This is a genomic window from Labrys monachus (assembly GCF_030814655.1).
GTDB lineage: Bacteria > Pseudomonadota > Alphaproteobacteria > Rhizobiales > Labraceae > Labrys > Labrys monacha.
On the sequence record NZ_JAUSVK010000001.1, the window covers coordinates 964,893 to 983,262 of the forward strand.

Below are 18,370 nucleotides of genomic sequence, written 5' to 3' on the forward strand. Positions count from 1 at the left end.
ATCAACGGCGCCGTGCGCAAGGCATCCTAGACAGGAGCGACGCCCGCCGCGGAACAACAAAAGGGCCGAGCCGACGCCATTGACAAGGGATGTTCAATCGTGAGCAACGACGCTACCTCGAGTCCGATCACGCCGACATCGCCGGATGCGGCCGGGCTGCAGACACCTGCCGGGGGCACCGCGCCGGTTCCTGCTTCCGTGCCCGTGCCGGTCGTGCGGGAGGAGACGCCGCCTCTACGCCGCTGGCTCAACTGGCGGTTCTGGAGCCTCGCCGGGCTGGTCGTGATCGCCGTCGCCGGCGGCGGGTTGTATTGGTGGCATGCCCGCCAGAACGTCCTGCCGGCGGGCATCGTGACCTCGAACGGGCGGGTCGAGGCGGAGGAGATCGATATCGAAACGAAATTCGCCGGCAGGGTCGCCGAGACCCTCGTCGACGAGGGCGACACCGTTGCGGCCGGGCAGGTCCTCGCCCGCATGGACACGCGCGACCTGCAGGCTTCCCTCGACAAGGCGAAGGCAACCATGCATCAGGCCCGGCACAGCCTCGACGAGGCGCATGCCGATGTCGTGCAGCAGCAGACGCAGGTCACCCTCGCACAGCAGGAGTTCGACCGCACGAACACGCTGGTCGGGCGCGGCTACGCGACCCATGAAACGCTGGACCAGCGCCGCCAGGCCCTCGCGGCGGCCGCCGCCGGCCTGACGGCCGCCAATGCCCGCGCCGGCGCGGCGGATCAATCGCTCGCCGCCGCCAGCCACGACGTCAGCCTCTACGGGATCAATATCGCCGACAACACGCTGGTCTCGCCGCGGGATGGCCGCATCCAGTACCGTATCTCCAATGTCGGCGAGGTCCTGGGCGTCGGCGGCAAGGTGTTCACTTTGCTCGATACGTCCGATGTCTACATGGACGTCTATCTGCCGACGGCGGACGCCGGCAAGGCCCGCGTCGGCTCCGACGCCCGTATCGTGCTCGACGCCTATCCGAGTTTCGCCGTTCCCGCCCATGTCTCCTTCATCGCCACCCAGGCGCAGTTCACGCCCAAGGCGGTGGAGACCAAGAGCGAGCGCGACAAGCTGATGTTCCGCGTCAAGGTGCGGGTCGATTCGAGCTTCCTGAAAGCGCATGCCGGCGAGGTCCGCACCGGCCTGCCGGGCGTCGCCTATGTGAAGGTGGACGCAGGCACGCCCTGGCCGGCGTCCCTGCAGGGCCCCGCCGCGCCATGACGCCCTCAACCGAGGCCGCCTGCAGCCTTCGCGACGTGAGCCTGCGCTACGGGGCGAGGCTCGCGCTCGACGATGTCACCCTCTCCGTTCCCGCCGGCGGGATCATGGGCGTGATCGGGCCGGACGGGGTCGGCAAGTCGTCCCTGCTGGCACTCCTTGCCGGCGCCCGCCGCATCCAGACGGGCGAGGTCGAGGTTCTCGGGCGGGATCTGCGCGACGCGCGCCACCGCGCCGAAGCATGCCCGCGCATCGCCTATATGCCGCAGGGACTCGGCAAGAACCTCTATCCCGACCTCAGCGTCGCGGAGAACCTGACCTTCTTCGCCCGCCTGTTCGGGCAGTCCGCGGACGAGCGCCGGGAGCGCATCGGCGAACTCCTGCGTGCAACCGGCCTCTCGCCGTTTTCCGATCGTCCGGCGGGCAAATTGTCCGGCGGCATGCGCCAGAAGCTGGGACTGTGCTGCGCCCTCATCCACGATCCCGACCTGCTCATCCTCGACGAGCCCACCACCGGCGTCGATCCGCTCTCGCGCCGGCAATTCTGGCGCCTCATCGCCGGCATGCGCGCTGCGCGGCCCGGCATGACGGTCGTCGTCGCCACGGCCTATATGGAGGAGGCGGACCAGTTCGACTGGCTCGCCGCCATGAACGAGGGCCGGGTTCTGGCGACCGGTTCCCCGGCCGACCTCAAGGCGCGGACGGGATGCGCCACGCTGGAGGAAAGCTTCATCGCGCTCCTGCCGGAGGCCGCGACCCGCGGGCACGCCCGCTTCGTCATCCCGCCCCGCGTCTCCGCCGATGGCGAGGCGGTCATCGTCGCCCGCAACCTGTCCCGCCGCTTCGGCGACTTCACGGCGGTCGACCGGGTGAATTTCTCCATCGAGCGCGGCGAGATCTTCGGCTTCCTCGGTTCGAACGGCTGCGGCAAGACCACGACCATGAAGATGCTCACCGGCCTGCTGCAGGCCAGCGCCGGCGAGGCCTATCTGTTCGGAAAGCCGGTCAACGCCGCCGATCTCGGGGCACGGTTCCGCGTCGGCTACATGTCGCAGTCCTTCTCGCTCTACACCGAGCTCACCGTCCGCCAGAATCTCGATCTGCATGCCCGTTTGTTCCGTCTCGATCGCGGCGTGGCCGAGGCGCGGACGAAGGAGCTCGTCGCCCGCTTCGGGCTGGCCGACTATCTCGACCGGCGGGCTGCGGACCTGCCGCTCGGCATCAGGCAGCGCCTCTCGCTGGCGGTCGCCATCATCCAGAAGCCCGAAATCCTCATCCTCGACGAGCCGACATCGGGGGTCGATCCCCTCGCACGCGACCAGTTCTGGGCCCTGCTGGCCGATCTCTCGCGCCAGGACGGCGTCACCATCTTCGTCTCGACCCACTTCATGAACGAAGCGGCGCGCTGCGACCGCATCGCGCTGATGGATGCGGGAAGGGTCCTGGCGACCGGCACGCCGGCCTCGCTCGCCGAGGCGCGGCATCGCGACAACCTCGAGGATGCCTTCGTCGACTATCTGGAGGAAGCGGCCGGCGTCGAGGCGCCGACGGGCAGCGCCGTCTCCGACACCCGGACTGTCGCTTCGAAGGGGCGGACGCCGCCCGGCCGGCCGACGGGGTTCAGCCCGCAGCGGCTGTTCGCCTATGCCGTGCGCGAGGGCCTCGAATTGCTGCGCGACCCCATCCGCATGGGATTCGCGCTGCTCGGCACGGCGTTCCTGATGCTGATCTTCGGGGCGGGCATCACCACCGACGTCAACAATCTGTCCTTCGCCGTGCTGGACCGCGACAACACACCGGAAAGCCGCGCCTATGTCGAGGAACTGCGCGGCTCTCCCTATTTCGTCGAGAAGCCTCCGATCGCCGACCAGGCCGGGCTCGAAACCCGGCTCCAATCCGGAGACATCAGGGCGGGCCTCGAGATTCCCCCCGATTTCGGCCGCGACCTGCGCAAGGGCGTCGCCACCTCCATCGCCGCCTGGATCGACGGGGCGATGCCGTTCCGCGCCGAGACGATCCGCCAATATCTGCAGGGCGCGCATCAGCAGTTCCTGTCCGACGTCGCTGTGAAGAGCGGGCAGAGCGCGGAAGCGACGAACGACGAGAAGTTCAACGCCCTGCGCAGCGGGGAGCCCGCCGCGTCCGGCGATCGCGGCAACGCATCGGCCGGCAGCGCCATCATCGAGACGCGCTTTCGCTACAACCAGCACTTCGACAGCATCTACGCGATGGTGCCGAGCACCATGGCGCTGCTCCTGGTCGAAATTCCCGCCATCCTGATGGCGCTGTCGATCGTTCGCGAGAAGGAACTCGGCTCGATCACCAATCTCTACGTCACGCCGGTCACCCGCATCGAGTTCCTGCTGGGCAAGCAATTGCCCTATATCGTGATCGGCATGATCAATTTCGGGCTGTTGTGCCTGATGGCGGTCCTTGTGTTCGGGGTTCCCCTCAAGGGGAGCTTCCTGACGCTCCTTCTCGGCGCCCTGGTCTATGTGACGACGACCACCGGCATGGGCATGCTGATCTCCTCCTTCTGCAGCACGCAGATCGCCGCCCTGTTCGGGACGGCGATCCTGACCATCCTGCCGGCAACGCAGTTCAGCGGCATGCTCACGCCGGTCTCGTCGCTGACGGGGGCACCCGCCGTGATGGGCAAGCTGTTTCCGATGACCTATTTCCTCACGATCAGCGTCGGCACCTTCACCAAGGCGCTGGGCCTGCAGGATCTCGCGGCGAGCCTGCTGGCCCTGTGCGTGTTCGTGCCCGTCCTGCTCGGCCTCAGCCTCCTGTTCCTGCGCAAGCAGGAGGCTTGAAATGGCAAGTCTCAGCAACATCCTGTGGCTCGGCATCAAGGAACTGCGCAGCTTCTCGCGTGATTTCGTCCTTCTCGGGCTGGTGGTCTGGTCCTTCTCCTTCGCCGTCTACACGCAGGCGCAGAGCAATTCGCAGGAACTGCACAACGCCTCGATCGGCATCGTCGACGAGGACCGCTCGCCCCTGTCCCGCCAGATGTCCGGTGCGTTCCTTCCCCCCTACTTCAAGCCGCCTCAGGCGGTGAGGGAGAGCGATGTCGATCGTCTCATGGACACCGCGGCCTATACCTTCATCATGGTCGTCCCGCCGGGATTCCAGCGCGACGTCGAGGCGGGGCGCAGCCCCTCCGTCCAGGTGAACGTCGACGCTACCGCGATGGTGCAGGCCGGCCTCGGCTCGGGCTACATCCAGCAGATCCTCTCCACGGAAATCGCCAATTTCGTGTCCCGCGACGAGGGGAGCTTTCTGTCCCGCTCGCAAGGCGTCCAAACGTCGCCGGTGACGCTCGCCGTCCGCATCGCCTTCAATCCCACGGTCGAGACCGCCTGGTTCACCAGCCTTATGGGCATCATCAACAGCGTGACCATGCTGGCCATCATCCTCGCAGGCGCGGCGATCATCCGCGAGCGCGAGCACGGCACCATGGACCACCTGCTCGTGCTGCCGGTGACGCCGTTCGAAATCGCCATCTCGAAGATCTGGGCCAACAGCCTGGTGATCACGGTGGCGGCCGGGCTGTCGCTGTTCATCGTCGTACGCCAGCTTCTCCACGTGCCCATCGCCGGGTCCGTCCCGCTCTTTCTGTCTGGCGTGGTGATCTACCTGTTCTTCGCCACGGCGATCGGGATCTTCCTGGCCACCATCGCGCGGACGATGCCGCAGCTCGGCCTGCTCTACATCCTCGTCGCCATGCCCATGAACATGCTGTCCGGCAGCAACACGCCGCTGGAGTCGATGCCGCCGGCCTTGCGCACGATCATGAATGCCTCGCCATCGACGCATTTCGTCTCCTTCGCGCAGGCCATTCTCTACCGTGGCGCGGGATTCGACGTCGTCTGGCCCGACTACCTCTTCGTCGCGTTCGTGGGAGGGCTGTTCCTCTTCGCCGCGCTGATGCGGTTCCGTGCCGTGACGGCGCAGGCGGGCTGAGACGGCGGATTACGGAAGCGGCGGAAAGGGGCGCTCTGCCTGCCGGGCCGGCACTCCGGCCCCGCAACGAAACATCCCCCGGCGAGGCTGCCGGAGGATGGTGAAGGCCCGGGATATTGAGGCCGGCGTGGTTGCCGGCTTCTCCTTCGTCCTACTTCAGCTTGATCACGATCCCGCTCGCCGAAAGGTGGAGCTTGAGACCGGCCGTCGTCGAATGGAAATGGACGATGACGCCGTTCTGGTTCTGTAGCGCGGCCACGGTACCCCCACCGGCGATCGTCGCGCCGACGCCGGCTGCGACATAGGTCCCGGCCGCGTCCGCGACGTTCCTGAGATTGTAGACCGTTCCCGTGCCGTCGATCCTCGCGGCGCCGACGTCGACGACGCTGAGGCCCGACACGGTGAAGGGGTAGGCCTTGCCCTTGTAGCGGAGCGTGCCGCTTCCCCAGGTGTAGCCGACGCCCGCCGCGACGCTGCCGCCCGAGAAGGTGATGGTGGCATCGGGGGCGTTCTGGGCGAAAGCGGGGGCCGACATGCAGAAGAGAGAGGCTGCCACCAGGCAGGTTTTCAGCGTGGGTGTCATTTGAAATCTCCATTGGTTGCGGGGCGATCCTAGGCAGGCGGCGTCCCGTCGCGTTGACACAGGTCAAGCCGGGGCGCCGGCATGGGAGGAGGCCGCCGAAGGATCGGCACCACCTCCGGCGCCGATTGCGCCGGTACTTGATTTCGCTCAAGGCGTCATCCGCCGCCGCCTCTAGCCTGTCCGCATGCAGGAGGATCGAGCGATGACGAGAACGATGAAAGCCGCTGTGGTGCGGGCCTTTGGAAAACCCCTGACGATCGAGGACGTGGCGATTCCCACGCCTGGACCGGGCGAACTCCTGGTCAAGGTCTACGCCTGCGGCGTGTGCCATACGGATCTGCACGCGGCGGAGGGCGACTGGCCGGTGAAGCCGACGCCGCCCTTTATCCCCGGGCATGAGGTGACCGGCGTCGTCGCCGCCCTCGGCGCCGGCGTGACGGACTTCAAGGAGGGGGACGCGGTCGGCGTGGCCTGGCTCCATGACGCCTGCATGCGCTGCGAATATTGCGAGACCGGCTGGGAAACGCTGTGCGAGCACCAGCACGACACCGGCTACAGCTGCGACGGCGGCTTTGCCGAATATGTCATCGCTTCCGCCCCCTTCGCCGCCCGCCTGCCGGCTGGCGTCGATTTCGCGCAGATGGCGCCGATCCTGTGCGCCGGCGTCACCACCTATAAGGGGCTGAAGGAGACCGAGGCCCGGCCGGGCGAATGGGTGGCCATCTCGGGCATCGGCGGCCTCGGCCATGTCGCCATCCAATATGCCAAGGCGATGGGCCTGCATGTCGCCGCGCTCGACGTCACGCCGGACAAGCTCGCCTTGGCGCGGGCGACCGGCGCCGACATCGCCGTCGACGCGCGCTCGCCCGATGCCGTGGCCGACATCCTCAAGGCGACCGGCGGGGGCGCCCATGGCGTGCTGGTGACGGCCGTTTCGCCGCCGGCCTTCTCCCAGGCGCTGCATATGGTACGCCGCAAGGGCACGGTTGCCCTGGTCGGCCTGCCCCCGGGGGATTTCCCGACGCCGATCTTCGACGTGGTGCTGAAGCGCATCACCGTGCGCGGCTCGATCGTAGGAACCCGGCGCGACCTCGACGAGGCGATCGCCTTCGCCACCGAGGGCAAGGTGAAGGCGGAGATCACCAAGGCACCGCTGAGCGACATCAACGACATCTTCGCCAGGCTCAAGGCGGGCAAGGTGGACGGCCGCGTGGTGCTGAGCATGGTGGAGAGCGCCGAACCCAGGGCTGAAAAGCTCGAAGTGACCTTCTGCTGAAGGGTCGCCGCCGCGGGTGCGGCAGGATCGCAGGCAATCAAGGCACCGGCCCGCGTCGCAACCCGGGCCGGTGCCGTCAGGCGCGATGGCCTCGTCGAGGCGGGGGAGCGCCCTGCCGGCCGGTCCCCGTAACCGCAACCCGGCAAGCCGATGTCTGCGGGTTCCGGCGCGTCAGCGGGGAACCCGTCCGACCGTGGCACACCCGAAATCCCGCCCCGAGCCGCATGGAGTCGACGATGGCGATGGCGCCGAAACCGTCCAACCGCAAACAATACATCACGATATGGTATGTCCTTGCCGCGATGGTCGGCATGTTGCTCCTGCAATGGGCATGGGCGAGCTACACGCAGGTGGAGACCGTATCCTTCACCGAATTCGACCAGCTGGTGGCCCAGAACAAGGTGGCCGAGGTGGCGGTGGGCGCCGACACCATCCAGGGCACGCTGAAGGAGGCGCTGCCGAGCGGCAAGAAGATCTTCGTCACCGCGCGCGTCGACCCGCAATTGGCCGAGAAGCTGGCGGCGCACGGCATCGTGGTGAGCGGGGCGCCTTCGAGCGGACTCCTCCAGACGCTGCTGTCCTGGGTCGTGCCGGCCGTGTTGTTCTACCTCGTCTGGGCCTTCCTGATCCGCCGTATGGGCGATGGGCAGGGCCTCGGCGGCATGATGACGATCGGCAAGTCCCGCGCCAAGGTCTATGTCGAGAAGGACACCAAGGTGACCTTCGCCGACGTGGCCGGCGTCGACGAGGCGAAGTTCGAGCTCAAGGAGGTCGTGTCCTTTCTCAAGGATCCCAAGACCTTCGGGCGTCTCGGCGCGCGCGTGCCCAAGGGCATCCTGCTGGTCGGTCCGCCGGGGACCGGCAAGACCCTGCTCGCCCGCGCCGTCGCGGGCGAGGCCGGCGTGCCGTTCTTCTCGATCTCCGGCTCAGAATTCGTCGAGATGTTCGTCGGCGTCGGCGCGGCGCGCGTGCGCGACCTGTTCGAGCAGGCGCGGCAGGCGGCGCCCTGCATCATCTTCATCGACGAACTCGACGCGCTCGGCCGCAGCCGCACCCCGGGGGCGCTGGGCGGCTATGACGAGAAGGAGCAGACGCTCAACCAGCTCCTCTCGGAGCTGGACGGCTTCGACCCGAGTTCCGGCGTCATCCTGCTCGCCGCGACCAACCGGCCCGAGATCCTCGACCCGGCGCTGCTGCGCGCCGGGCGCTTCGACAGGCAGGTCCTCGTCGACAGGCCGGATCACGGCGGGCGCCTCGCGATCCTCAAGGTGCATGCCCGCAAGATCCGCCTCGGCCCCGATGTGGATTTCGAGCAGATCGCCGGGATGACCATCGGCTTCACGGGCGCGGACATCGCCAATCTCATCAACGAGGCAGCGATCGCCGCCACGCGCCGCAACGCGGAGGCCGTCGGCCTGCAGGACTTCACCACCGCGATCGAGCGCATCGTGGCCGGCGCGGAGAAGAAGAGCCGGGTGCTCGGCAAGGCGGAACGCCGGCGCGTGGCCTATCACGAGATGGGCCACGCCCTGGTAGCCGCCAGCCTTCCCGGCGTCGATCCGGTCCAGAAGGTCTCGATCGTTCCCCGCGGGGTGGGCGCCCTCGGATATACGATGCAGCGGCCGACGGAGGATCGCTTCCTGCTGGCGTCGAGCGAGCTTGCCAACCGTCTGGCGGTGCTGATGGGCGGCAGGGCGGCGGAACGGCTGATATTCGACGGGGACATCTCGACTGGCGCCGCCGACGATCTCCAGAGGGCGACCGAGATGGCGCTCGAGATGGTCACGAAATACGGAATGGACAAAACGATAGGGGAGCGGACCTACGCCGCGCCCTCGCAGGCCTTTCTCGGCCTGCCGCAGGACAGGCTGGTCAACGCGGCGGAAGAGACCGGGCGCGAGATCGACCTGGCGGTCCGCGGCCTTATCGAAGAGGCGGCCAACCGCGCCCGGGCGATCCTGGAGCGCCGGCGCGTCGACCTCGACGCCGGCAGCGCCCTGCTGCTGGACAAGGAAACGCTGACGCCCGCCGAATTCGAACCCCTGCGCCGCCCCGAGACGCTCCCCGGTACTTCCGCCGAAGCTTCTTCCGGCCGATTCCCGCAGGCCGCCCGGTAGCGGCATCCGGCGTTCATTCCTCCCGGCCGAGCGGCAGGGAGGGAGATTTCACCCTTGCGGCAGGGAGGGCCGTGATGAGGCTTCGAGAAGATGGCCGAAACTGAACATCTTCTATACGGCGGAATGACATTCGTGCATAATACCGGGGTCGAAATCGATACTGAAGCTATTCTCTACCCTATTTTTTAACGGATACATCGCGGCCTCGCCGCTTTCGTTTGTTGCTGCATGTTATTGAAATCGCAGCGGGATTGAGTATGGACAGGCTCTGGAAAGTGATGGATGAGGACGCTGCCTCATCAAAGCCTTCCCGGGCGGAGGCATTTTCGGCCTATTCCTATGCCGTCCTCCTCATCGGCCTGGGTGTCATCGCCAGCCTGGCGCTGCAGCACCTGCTCGGCGACGGCGTCGTTTTCCTGCTCTTCGTCCCCAGCCTGCTGGTTGCGTCCGCACGCGGAGGCCTGTGGCCTGGCTTGGCGGCGACCGTTCTGGGCGTCGTTGCCGGGTCCATCCTCGTTCTGTCCGCAGACCGGTTCGTTCTCGGAAATGTCGTCAATGAAATGCTTTTTGCCGGCCTCGGCGTTGCCGTCGCGATCGGTGGCGAGAGGCTGCGCGAGGGACGGCGCCGCGCCGATGCGATGGCGCAGCAGATCGGGGAGCGGGAAGCCTATCTGCAATCGATCCTGAGCACCGTGCCCGACGCCATGGTCGTCATCGACGAGCACGGCATCGTGCAATCCTTCAGCGCGGCTGCCGAGAAACTGTTCGGCTGGAGCGTGAGCGAGGTCGCGGGGCAGAACGTCAGCATCCTCATGCCTTCGCCGTACCGGGAGGCGCATGACGGCTATCTTCGGCATTATGCCATGACAGGGGAGCGCCGCATGATCGGTCTGCGCCGCATGGAATTGGCACAGCGGAAAGACGGCTCGACCTTCGTGATGGAACTGTCGGTCGGCGAGATGGCCTGGGGCGGACACCGATATTTCACCGGTTTCGTCAAGGATCTCACCGATAGGCAGGAATCGGAAAGGCGCGTGCAGTTCCTGCAGTCGGAACTCGCACACGTCTCGCGGTTCTCCGCCATGGGCGAGATGGCGGCTGCTCTGGCCCATGAGCTCAACCAGCCGCTTTCGGCGATTTCCAATTATCTCCGGGGTGCCCAGCGCCTGCTCGATGCGCAGAACCCCGGCAGCGAAGCCATCGGCGCGATCGGCCGGGCGGCGGAGCAGGCATTGCGGGCCGGGCAGATCATCCGGCGCCTGCGCAATTTCGTCAGCCGGGAGGAGACGGAAAAGCGGGTCGAAAGCCTGGCGAGGCTCCTCGACGAAGTCTTCGCCCTGGCCCTGATCGGAGCGAAGGAGCGGGGCGTGCAGGTTCACATCGACAGGGATCCGGCGGCGGACGTGGTGCTGGTCGACAAGGTTCAGATCCAGCAGGTCGTGTTCAACCTCGTCCGGAATGCGCTCGAGGCCATGGATGGCTGCGATCGGCGGGAGCTGGTCATTCGGGTCGTCCGCGCACCGTGCGACATGGCCGAGGTTTCGATCGAGGATACGGGCTCGGGGATCGATCCGGACATCATGGAGCGATTGTTCCAGCCCCTGGTCACCACCAAGGGATCTCAGGGCATGGGCGTCGGCCTGTCGATCTGCCGCACGATCGTCGAAGCGCATGGCGGACGCATCTGGCCGGGAACCAATCCCCGGGGAGGCGCGACATTCAGCTTCACCGTGCCGCTCGCGCGAGAAGATGAGGTGGCGTGAGATGAATACGCGGGTGGTCCATGTCATCGACGACGACGACGCCGTTCGCGACTCGCTGGCCTTCCTGCTCGGCACCGCCGGCTTCGAAGTGAAGACCTACGAGTCGGGCCAGGGCTTCCTCGACCTGCGCGAGGAAGCCCTGGAAGGCTGCGTCGTGACCGATGTGCGCATGCCCGGCCTTTCGGGCTTCGAGCTCGCGGTCCGGCTCAGGGCCCGGGGATCGCGGTTGCCGCTGATCGTGATCACCGGCGAAGCCGATATGCCGCTCGCGATCGAGGCCATGAAGGCGGGGGCCGTGGATTTCCTCGAAAAGCCCTTCGACGACGGCAGAATGATCCGGGCCATCGAGAACGCGATCTCCGCCGATGGCGAGCCGAGTGGCGAGGAGGGGCCGTTCGACATCGTCGCGAGGCGGCTCGCCATGCTGTCGGAGCATGAGCGCAGGGTCCTCGACGATCTCATCGACGGCGTGGCGGGTTCCGCGGCGGCGGCGGAACCCGGCGCCGGCGCGCAGGCCGTCCAAGCCGACAGGGACAGCCTGGTGACCAAGATGCAGGCGGGAACGACGGCGGACCTCGTCCGGCTTGCGCTTGTCACCCGGCGATCACGGAAATCCTTGCGATAGCTCAAGGCCGCCTGTCGCTCCCCGGTCTATGCAGGTGAATGTCTTCCTTCACTGCGAGGGGGTCATGAGTATCGACATGGCCCAGCCTCTCCCCGTCAGGTCTGTCATCATCGTGGACGACGATGTGGCGCTTCTTCACGCCTTGACATTCGCCTTCATGGTGGAAGGTTTCGACGTGCGATCCTATGCGAGCGGGGAGAGCCTCCTCGCCGAGGCCTCGCTTCCCGTCCGGGGCTGCCTGGTCATCGACTACAAGCTGCCGGGGCTCGACGGCTTCCAGTTGCTCGAGCGCCTGAGGGCGCGGGGCGTGGGCATGCCGGCCATCCTGATGACGACGCTGACGCCGGCCATGGCGCGGCGGGCTGCCGCGGCTGCGGTGCGGACGGTGGACAAGCCCCTCCTCAACGGCAAGCTTTTCGACACGGTGAAGGAATTGCTGGACTGACGGTGCGCCCGTTCCTGCGCCCCTCGGTGTGCATGTCCTGCCTGTGCCGTCGTCGTGCGCGCGTCCGGGAGGAGATGCGCGGATCGCTGCCGCCGCGCGGGCGGCTTGTTTTGCCGGCTTTGATCTGGCGCAACGCGTTCCGGGACCCCATGTGGTGTATCGGGGCTTGAGCTTCACGGATGGAGCTCCCCAGGCTGAAGTCAGCCGATGCCGTTTCTGATCAGGGAGAAGAGCAATGTTACACACCTTGGTGACCCTCGCATTTCTGGTCATCCCGGCATCTCTGACGCTCATGGCCTTCCGGCAGATGACGCAGGTCCAAGTGCAGCCCGTCAGGGTCCGGGCCGACGATGCCTCCCGCCATCGTCGACGGCCGCGACCGGACTGACGGTGCGGCAGGGCCGGGAATGCCGGTCACCGCGTCGGGCGCCTCGCTTCGACATACGGCCCGCCTGCGCGTCGACCGCTCGATGCCGCAAGGAGACGCATCTTGTATTTCCTGGCCCTCGCTACCGACTATGACGGCACGATCGCCGACAAGGAGATCGTCACGGCGCAGACCTGCGGCGCGCTGCAGCGCTTCAAGGATTCCGGGAGGCGGCTGATCCTGGTGACCGGTCGGGAGCTTCCCGACCTTCGGCGCCTGTTCCCGCGGATGGACCTGTTCGACCGCGTCGTCGCGGAGAACGGGGCGTTGCTCTTCAACCCCGCGGACGGAGAGGAGCGGCTTCTCGCGCCGCCCGTGCCACCGGCGGTGGCCCGCCGGCTGCGGGAGATGAATGTCGCACCCTTGGCAGTCGGACGCGTGATCGTGTCGACGTGGGAGCCCCACCAGCAGGCCGCTCTCGACGTCATCCGGGAACTGGGCCTGGAGCTGCAGATCTCCTTCAACAAGGGCGCGGTCATGATCCTGCCGCCCAACGTCAACAAGGCGAGCGGCCTGATGGCCGCGATACGCGAACTCGACCTGGCTCCCCAGAATGTCGTCGCGGTGGGCGATGCCGAGAACGATCATGCCTTTCTCAGCGCCTGCGGCTGCTCCGCAGCCGTGGCCAATGCCTTGCCGGTCATCAAGACCGAAGCCGACATCGTGCTGTCGGGGGACCATGGCGTGGGTGTCGCCGAACTGATCGACAGGGTGATACGCGAGGACGCCGGCATCGCCTCGAAGGCGGACCACGGCATCCTCGCCGGGGTGGATCGGCAGGGCAGGGACGTCCACCTGGAACCCTATCGGGGCAACGTGCTGATCGTCGGGCCGTCCGCCTGCGGCAAGTCGACCCTGGCGACCGCCCTCAGCGAGCGCATGGCGGACAAGAAATTCGAGTTCTGCATCGTCGACCCCGAAGGCGACTATGTCGAGCTGGAGCATGCGATCTCCATCGGCAATCGCGAGACGCCGCCGTCGCTGACGGAGGCGATCAAGCTTCTGGACGAAGTCGGGGTGAATCTCGTCGTCAACCTGCAGGCACTCGGGCTTAGGGAGCGCTGGACGCTGTTCTCGACGCTGCTGCAGCAGACGGCCTTCCTGCGGGCACGAACCGGGCGGCCGCATTGGCTCGTCATCGACGAGGCGCATGAAGTCCTGCAGAAGGCGCATGAAGGCGCGATCGCCCTCCTGCCGCCTTCGGGCACCGTCCTGATCACCGCCTATCCTCAGGCCCTGGCGCGGCCCATCCTCGATACGATCGATCTCGTCATCGCGCTCGGCGACGAGCCGTCGGCCACGCTCGCGGCGGTCGGCCGCTCGATGCACCTGCCGCTTCCGGCGAGCCAGGTGGAGGCGGCAGGCGGAGAGGCGCTGTTCTGGACATGCCGCTCCGGTGCGGCGTCGGTGCCGGTGCCGGTGCGGGTCGGCCTGCCGATCCAGGCGCATAGGCGGCACGCCGGCAAATATGCCGTGGGCGACGTCGGCCCGGCGCGCAGCTTCTACTTTCACAACCCCCTCAACGGATCGATGGCGAAGGCCGAAAACCTGTTCAAATTCGTGGATGTCGCCGGCACGATCGACGATGTGACATGGCAGCGGCATCTTGCCGCCGGCGATTATTCGGCCTGGTTCAGGCACGTCATCAAGGACGGGGCCCTGGCGGATGAGACCGCACGGATAGAGGCCGACCGGAGCCTGCCCTCACGCGACAGCCGCGCCCTCGTCCGCCAGGCGATATGGCAGCGCTATGCCGCGCCCTGCGAGGCCTGACATCGAGGGTCCCCATCAGGATACTCGGATCAGGATCCGGCAGGATATCCGACCGACTGCGCGAAGAGCACGCGCTGCCCGTCCCGCAGGCGGAGCGCGGCGGCGAGCCCCGGCCTGTCGCAATTGTGGAACCAGGCGCCGAGGCCCTGTGCAGCGGCGAAGAGATAGACATTCGCGGCAATGATGCCGGTATCGACATAGTAGTAGGATTTCTGGATGTCGCCGTCATGCAGACCGGGCTCCTGGAAACCGGTGGTGTGCGTCAGCTTCTCGATGTCGACGACATAGACCAGCTGGACCGGCGCCTTCGGGCCGACCATCCGCTGGCCGAGGGTGAGCGCCTCGCCGCGCAGGTCGCCGCCGACGATCGGCGTCAGCCGGTTTCCGACGGCATCATAGAGATAGGTGCCTTCATCGAGCGCGACATAGACGTCGATCTCCTGGGAATTGCTGGCGGAAGCCGCCGTCCGGCCACTGCCGCCGAAGGGCCCAACCTCGCGATTGACGCCGCAGGCAGCCCACAGGAGGTCGGAGAGGAGCTGCGCGGGCAGCGATGTCGGGCGGAACGCCCGCGTGGTCGTCCTGCGCTTCAGGGCGGCGGAGACCGTCAGGTCGCCCTCGCCGGCCGGCGGCGGAAGCAGAACGGCGCGCAGGGGCGAAGGCTCGGTGGTTGCGGGAGCCGACATGTTCGTGTCCTCCATGATGCGTCGTTTCTCGGGAGTGCCAATCCAGGCGAGGCGGCCGTGCCGCCGACGGATCCCTGGCCTTGCTCTTCTACGCCCGGGCCACGGCCATGATGTGGAAGGTGCGCATGTCGCCATCCTCGCCCTGGACGGAGAGATAATCCCCGGCCCGGACGGTATGGGCCTCGAGCATGTGCAGGACTTCCTCGCCGTCGCCGTAATCGAAGATCCACCGCGCCCCGTGCACGCCGCCGGCACGGTGCACGAGCCTGCCGCGGCGGCTCTCCTCGTCCTCCCGGAACCGGACGACGGCGCATGAGTCGCGCAGATGCGCCCAAGCATCGGCGTCGACCCGCGCGTTCGCGTCGAGCGGCAGGATGAACCTGTAGCCTTCGTTCGGATTGCCTTCCGGATGTTCGCTGCTGCGCGCAAGATAGAGCGTGACCGCAAAGAGACCGGCCGTCTGTCTGCGGTCCACCGGATACTCGGCCATGAGCATGGTCATTCCCGTCTCCTCGGCGCGCCGGGCGCCGGTCCCGTAGAGGCGGGCGCCGCGCATCGCGGCGGCCGGACGAAGCCTGTCGCCCCTCGTCCTCGACCTGAGCACGGGCGGCATTCGAACGCCTTGATGTATCTCAAAGGCCGCCGGAGGCCGCCATCGGCCGGCCCGATACGAAAATGGCGCTTCTTGATCCTGCGCAACGAGCCCTGCGGCAAAGTGGGTTTTCCTGCCCCCATCGCAGTGCGAATGTTGGAGGCAGGCATGACGGTCACGAATTCTTCGCCGGCGGATGCAGCAGGGGCCAAGGCCGGCGCCACGTCGGGCAAGTTGCGGCTGGGGGCGCTCAGCGCGCTCGTCATCGGCTCCATGGTCGGGTCGGGGGTGTTCAGCCTGCCGCAGAACATGGCGGCAGGGGCCGGGCCTCTCGCCATCCTGATCGGCTGGGGCATCACGGCGGTGGGCATGCTGGCCCTCGCTTTCGTCTACCAGTCGCTCTCGATGAGGCGGCCGGATCTCGACGCGGGCCCCTACGCCTACGCCAAGGCCGGGTTCGGCTCCTATGTCGGCTTCAACAGCGCGTGGGGCTATTGGCTCAGCGCCTGGATCGGCAATGTCTCCTACGCCGTCGTCATGTTCAGCGCGCTGTCCTATTTCTTTCCGGCCTTCGGCGACGGCAATACCTGGCAGGCGGTGCTCGGCGCGTCGATCCTGCTGTGGGTCGTCCACGCCTTGATCCTCGTCGGCATCCGGCAGGCCGCCTTCGCCAACCTGATCGTGACCATCGCCAAGATCGCGCCCGTCGTCCTGTTCATCGCCATCGTCGTCATCGCCTTCAAGGTCGACATCTTCTCGCTGGACTTCACCGGCTCGGCCACGCCGACGCTGGGATCGATCATGCAGCAGACCAAGAGCACCATGCTGGTGACGCTGTGGGCCTTCATCGGCATCGAGGGTGCGAGCGTGTTGTCGGCGCGGGCCGAGCGCCGGACGGATATCGCCAAGGCGACGATCTTCGGGTTCCTGTCCTGCCTGGCCCTGTATGTTCTCGTCTCCGTGCTGTCGCTGGGCATCCTCACCCAGCCGGAACTGGCGGCGCTCAAGAATCCCTCGATGGCGGGCGTGCTCGAACATGTCGTCGGCCCGTGGGGCGCGATCCTCATCAATATCGCTTTGGTCGTGTCGGTCGGCGGCGCCTTCCTGAGCTGGACCCTGCTGGCTGCGGAGATCCCCTTCGCGGCGGCGCGTGACGGAACGATGCCCAAGCTGCTCGGGGTGCAGAACGCCCAGGGGGTTCCGGCCAACTCGCTCTGGCTGACGAACGGCCTCGTCCAGATCTTCCTCATCATCACCCTGTTCGCGCAGAGCACCTACCAGGCGCTGTTCTCGATCGCTTCGGTCGCCATCCTCGTGCCCTATGTCCTGTCCGGCGCCTTCGCCGCGAAACTGGCGATCACCGGGGAGGGCTACCGGCCCGGCGAACGCCGCCTGGGCGCCCTGTTCGTCGGCCTGCTGGCGACGGTCTACGGCGCCTGGCTGGTCTACGCGGCCGGCCTCTCCTTCCTGTTCATGTGCGCCATCCTCTATGCCGTCGGCATCGGCTTCTACTGCGTGGCGCGGCGTGAACGGGGCGAGCCGATGTTCGGCGTGGTCGAGGCCGTCATCGCGATCGCCATCGCCGCGCTCGGCCTCATCGCCGCCTATCTGATGTGGACCGGCGCCATCAGCCCCCTGTGAAAATTGTCTTCCGGATCGGAGAATTGAAAATGATGACGCTCGGAGTCCATTCTGAGGTGGGCCGGCTGCGGCAGGTGATGGTCCATCGTCCCGACCTCGACCTCAGGCGGCTGACGCCCGACAATTGCAAGGCGCTGCTCTTCGACGACGTCCTCTGGGTCAAGCGCGCCCGGCAGGAGCACGACGCCTTCGTCGATACGCTGACGGAGCGCGGCGTGGACGTCCTGGACCTCGGAAGCCTGCTCGCCGAGACCCTGGAGAAGCCGGAGGCGCGCCGCTGGCTGCTCGACCGCCGTCTCGCGCCCGTCGTGGTCGGCCAGGACCTGGCGGGAGAGCTGCGCGGCTGGTTCGACGGGCTTCCGGCCGAGGACCTCGCAATCCGCCTCATCGGCGGCGTCCTGCGCGTCGAGCTGCCGTTCGCGCCGGCGGGCCTTTCCGCCCGCGCCCTCGCGCCGAACGACTTCGTGCTGCCGCCCTTGCCCAACCAGCTGTTCACCCGCGACAGTTCGTGCTGGATCTATGGCGGCCTGTTCGTCAATTCGATGTTCTGGCCGGCGCGGCGGCCCGAGGCGGACAATGTCGAAGCGATCTACCGCTTCCATCCCCGCTTCGCCCAGGGCGGGTTCGAGACCTTCTACGACGACGATCCGCGCCGGCCGACCCTGGAGGGCGGCGACGTCATGCCGATCGGCAACGGCGTGGTGCTGATCGGCATGGGGGAACGCTCGACGCCGCAGGCGGTCGGCGCCCTGGCCCGGCGGCTCTTCAGCACCGGGGCGGCCGAGCACGTCGTCGCGGCGCTGATGCCGCGCGATCGCAGTTTCATGCATCTCGACACGGTCTTCACCTTCTGCGACCGCGATCTCGTCACCCTGTTTCCGCCGGTGGTCGACCGCCTGAAGATCTTCTCGCTCCGGCCGTCCAATCAGGAGGGCGAAGTGTCCGTCACCGAGGAGACGGCGCCCTTCACGCAGGTCGTCGCCGAGGCGCTGGGGCTCAAGAGCCTGCGCGTCGTCGCCACGGGCGGCGACAATTTCGAGGCCGAACGCGAACAATGGGACGACGGCAACAACGTCATCGCCGTCGAGCCCGGCGTGGTCGTCGCCTATGACCGCAACGTCTACACCAACACCAAGCTGCGTCATGCAGGGGTGGAGGTGATCACCATCGAGAGCTTCGAGCTCAGCCGCGGGCGAGGCGGAGGCCATTGCATGACCTGCCCGCTCGTCCGCGAAGCCGCCTGACCAATCCG

At 67.1% G+C, this 18,370-nt stretch carries 14 protein-coding genes; 11 read left to right on the plus strand and 3 right to left on the minus strand.

What is annotated here, in order from left to right:
• Positions 1-99: 99 nt before the first annotated feature.
• Genes J3R73_RS04255 through J3R73_RS04265 form a run of 3 tightly spaced genes read left to right on the plus strand, consistent with a single transcriptional unit; the run spans position 100 to position 5,190 of the window.
• On the plus strand, positions 100-1,227 hold the full coding sequence (locus J3R73_RS04255; protein ID WP_370879841.1) for an HlyD family secretion protein: 1,128 nt from the start codon (positions 100-102) through the stop codon (positions 1,225-1,227).
• Positions 1,224-4,040, plus strand: a complete 2,817-nt coding sequence (gene rbbA, locus J3R73_RS04260) for a ribosome-associated ATPase/putative transporter RbbA (RefSeq protein ID WP_307422810.1) — start codon at positions 1,224-1,226, stop codon at positions 4,038-4,040. Before J3R73_RS04255 ends, rbbA begins: the two co-directional genes overlap by 4 nt.
• Position 4,041: 1 nt before the next feature.
• Positions 4,042-5,190, plus strand: coding sequence for an ABC transporter permease (locus J3R73_RS04265; protein ID WP_307422813.1), 1,149 nt, complete (start codon positions 4,042-4,044; stop codon positions 5,188-5,190).
• A 151-nt stretch (positions 5,191-5,341) separates the two neighbouring features.
• Here J3R73_RS04265 and J3R73_RS04270 read toward each other — a convergent pair whose 3' ends face one another.
• On the minus strand, positions 5,342-5,773 hold the full coding sequence (locus J3R73_RS04270) for a hypothetical protein (protein WP_307422815.1): 432 nt from the start codon (positions 5,771-5,773) through the stop codon (positions 5,342-5,344).
• A gap of 202 nt (positions 5,774-5,975) precedes the next feature.
• Between J3R73_RS04270 and adhP the strand changes: the two genes are divergently transcribed.
• The 6 genes from adhP to J3R73_RS04300 all read left to right on the plus strand — a co-directional run bounded on the left by adhP (position 5,976) and on the right by J3R73_RS04300 (position 14,199).
• Positions 5,976-7,049, plus strand: a complete 1,074-nt coding sequence (gene adhP / locus J3R73_RS04275) for an alcohol dehydrogenase AdhP (RefSeq protein ID WP_307422817.1) — start codon at positions 5,976-5,978, stop codon at positions 7,047-7,049.
• Positions 7,050-7,291: 242 nt separating this feature from the next.
• Positions 7,292-9,166, plus strand: coding sequence for an ATP-dependent zinc metalloprotease FtsH (gene ftsH / locus J3R73_RS04280; protein ID WP_307437085.1), 1,875 nt, complete (start codon positions 7,292-7,294; stop codon positions 9,164-9,166).
• Positions 9,167-9,444: 278 nt separating this feature from the next.
• Positions 9,445-10,929, plus strand: a complete 1,485-nt coding sequence (locus J3R73_RS04285; protein ID WP_307422820.1) for a PAS domain S-box protein — start codon at positions 9,445-9,447, stop codon at positions 10,927-10,929.
• Position 10,930: 1 nt separating this feature from the next.
• Positions 10,931-11,554, plus strand: coding sequence for a response regulator (locus J3R73_RS04290; protein ID WP_307422822.1), 624 nt, complete (start codon positions 10,931-10,933; stop codon positions 11,552-11,554).
• A gap of 76 nt (positions 11,555-11,630) precedes the next feature.
• Positions 11,631-11,999, plus strand: a complete 369-nt coding sequence (locus J3R73_RS04295) for a response regulator transcription factor (protein WP_307422825.1) — start codon at positions 11,631-11,633, stop codon at positions 11,997-11,999.
• Positions 12,000-12,489: 490 nt separating this feature from the next.
• A complete protein-coding gene (locus J3R73_RS04300; protein WP_307422829.1) occupies positions 12,490-14,199 on the plus strand; it encodes an HAD-IIB family hydrolase in 1,710 nt (569 codons plus the stop codon).
• Between the two features lie 29 nt (positions 14,200-14,228).
• On the opposite strand, the gene J3R73_RS04305 is transcribed toward J3R73_RS04300, so the two are convergent.
• Positions 14,229-14,885: a nitroreductase family protein gene (locus J3R73_RS04305; protein ID WP_307422832.1), complete on the minus strand. Its 657-nt coding sequence runs from the start codon at positions 14,883-14,885 to the stop codon at positions 14,229-14,231.
• An 88-nt stretch (positions 14,886-14,973) separates the two neighbouring features.
• Positions 14,974-15,387 (minus strand): hypothetical protein, encoded by a 414-nt coding sequence (locus J3R73_RS04310; RefSeq protein ID WP_307422834.1) that lies wholly within the window; start codon positions 15,385-15,387, stop codon positions 14,974-14,976.
• A gap of 258 nt (positions 15,388-15,645) precedes the next feature.
• Here J3R73_RS04310 and arcD point away from each other — a divergent pair, with 258 nt between their 5' ends.
• Both arcD and J3R73_RS04320 read left to right on the plus strand, forming a co-directional pair.
• The gene (gene arcD, locus J3R73_RS04315) at positions 15,646-17,118 is read left to right on the plus strand and encodes an arginine-ornithine antiporter (protein WP_307422837.1); all 1,473 of its coding nucleotides are present in this window, start codon (positions 15,646-15,648) and stop codon (positions 17,116-17,118) included.
• A gap of 29 nt (positions 17,119-17,147) precedes the next feature.
• Positions 17,148-18,362, plus strand: coding sequence for an arginine deiminase (locus J3R73_RS04320; protein WP_307422840.1), 1,215 nt, complete (start codon positions 17,148-17,150; stop codon positions 18,360-18,362).
• Positions 18,363-18,370: the final 8 nt, after the last annotated feature.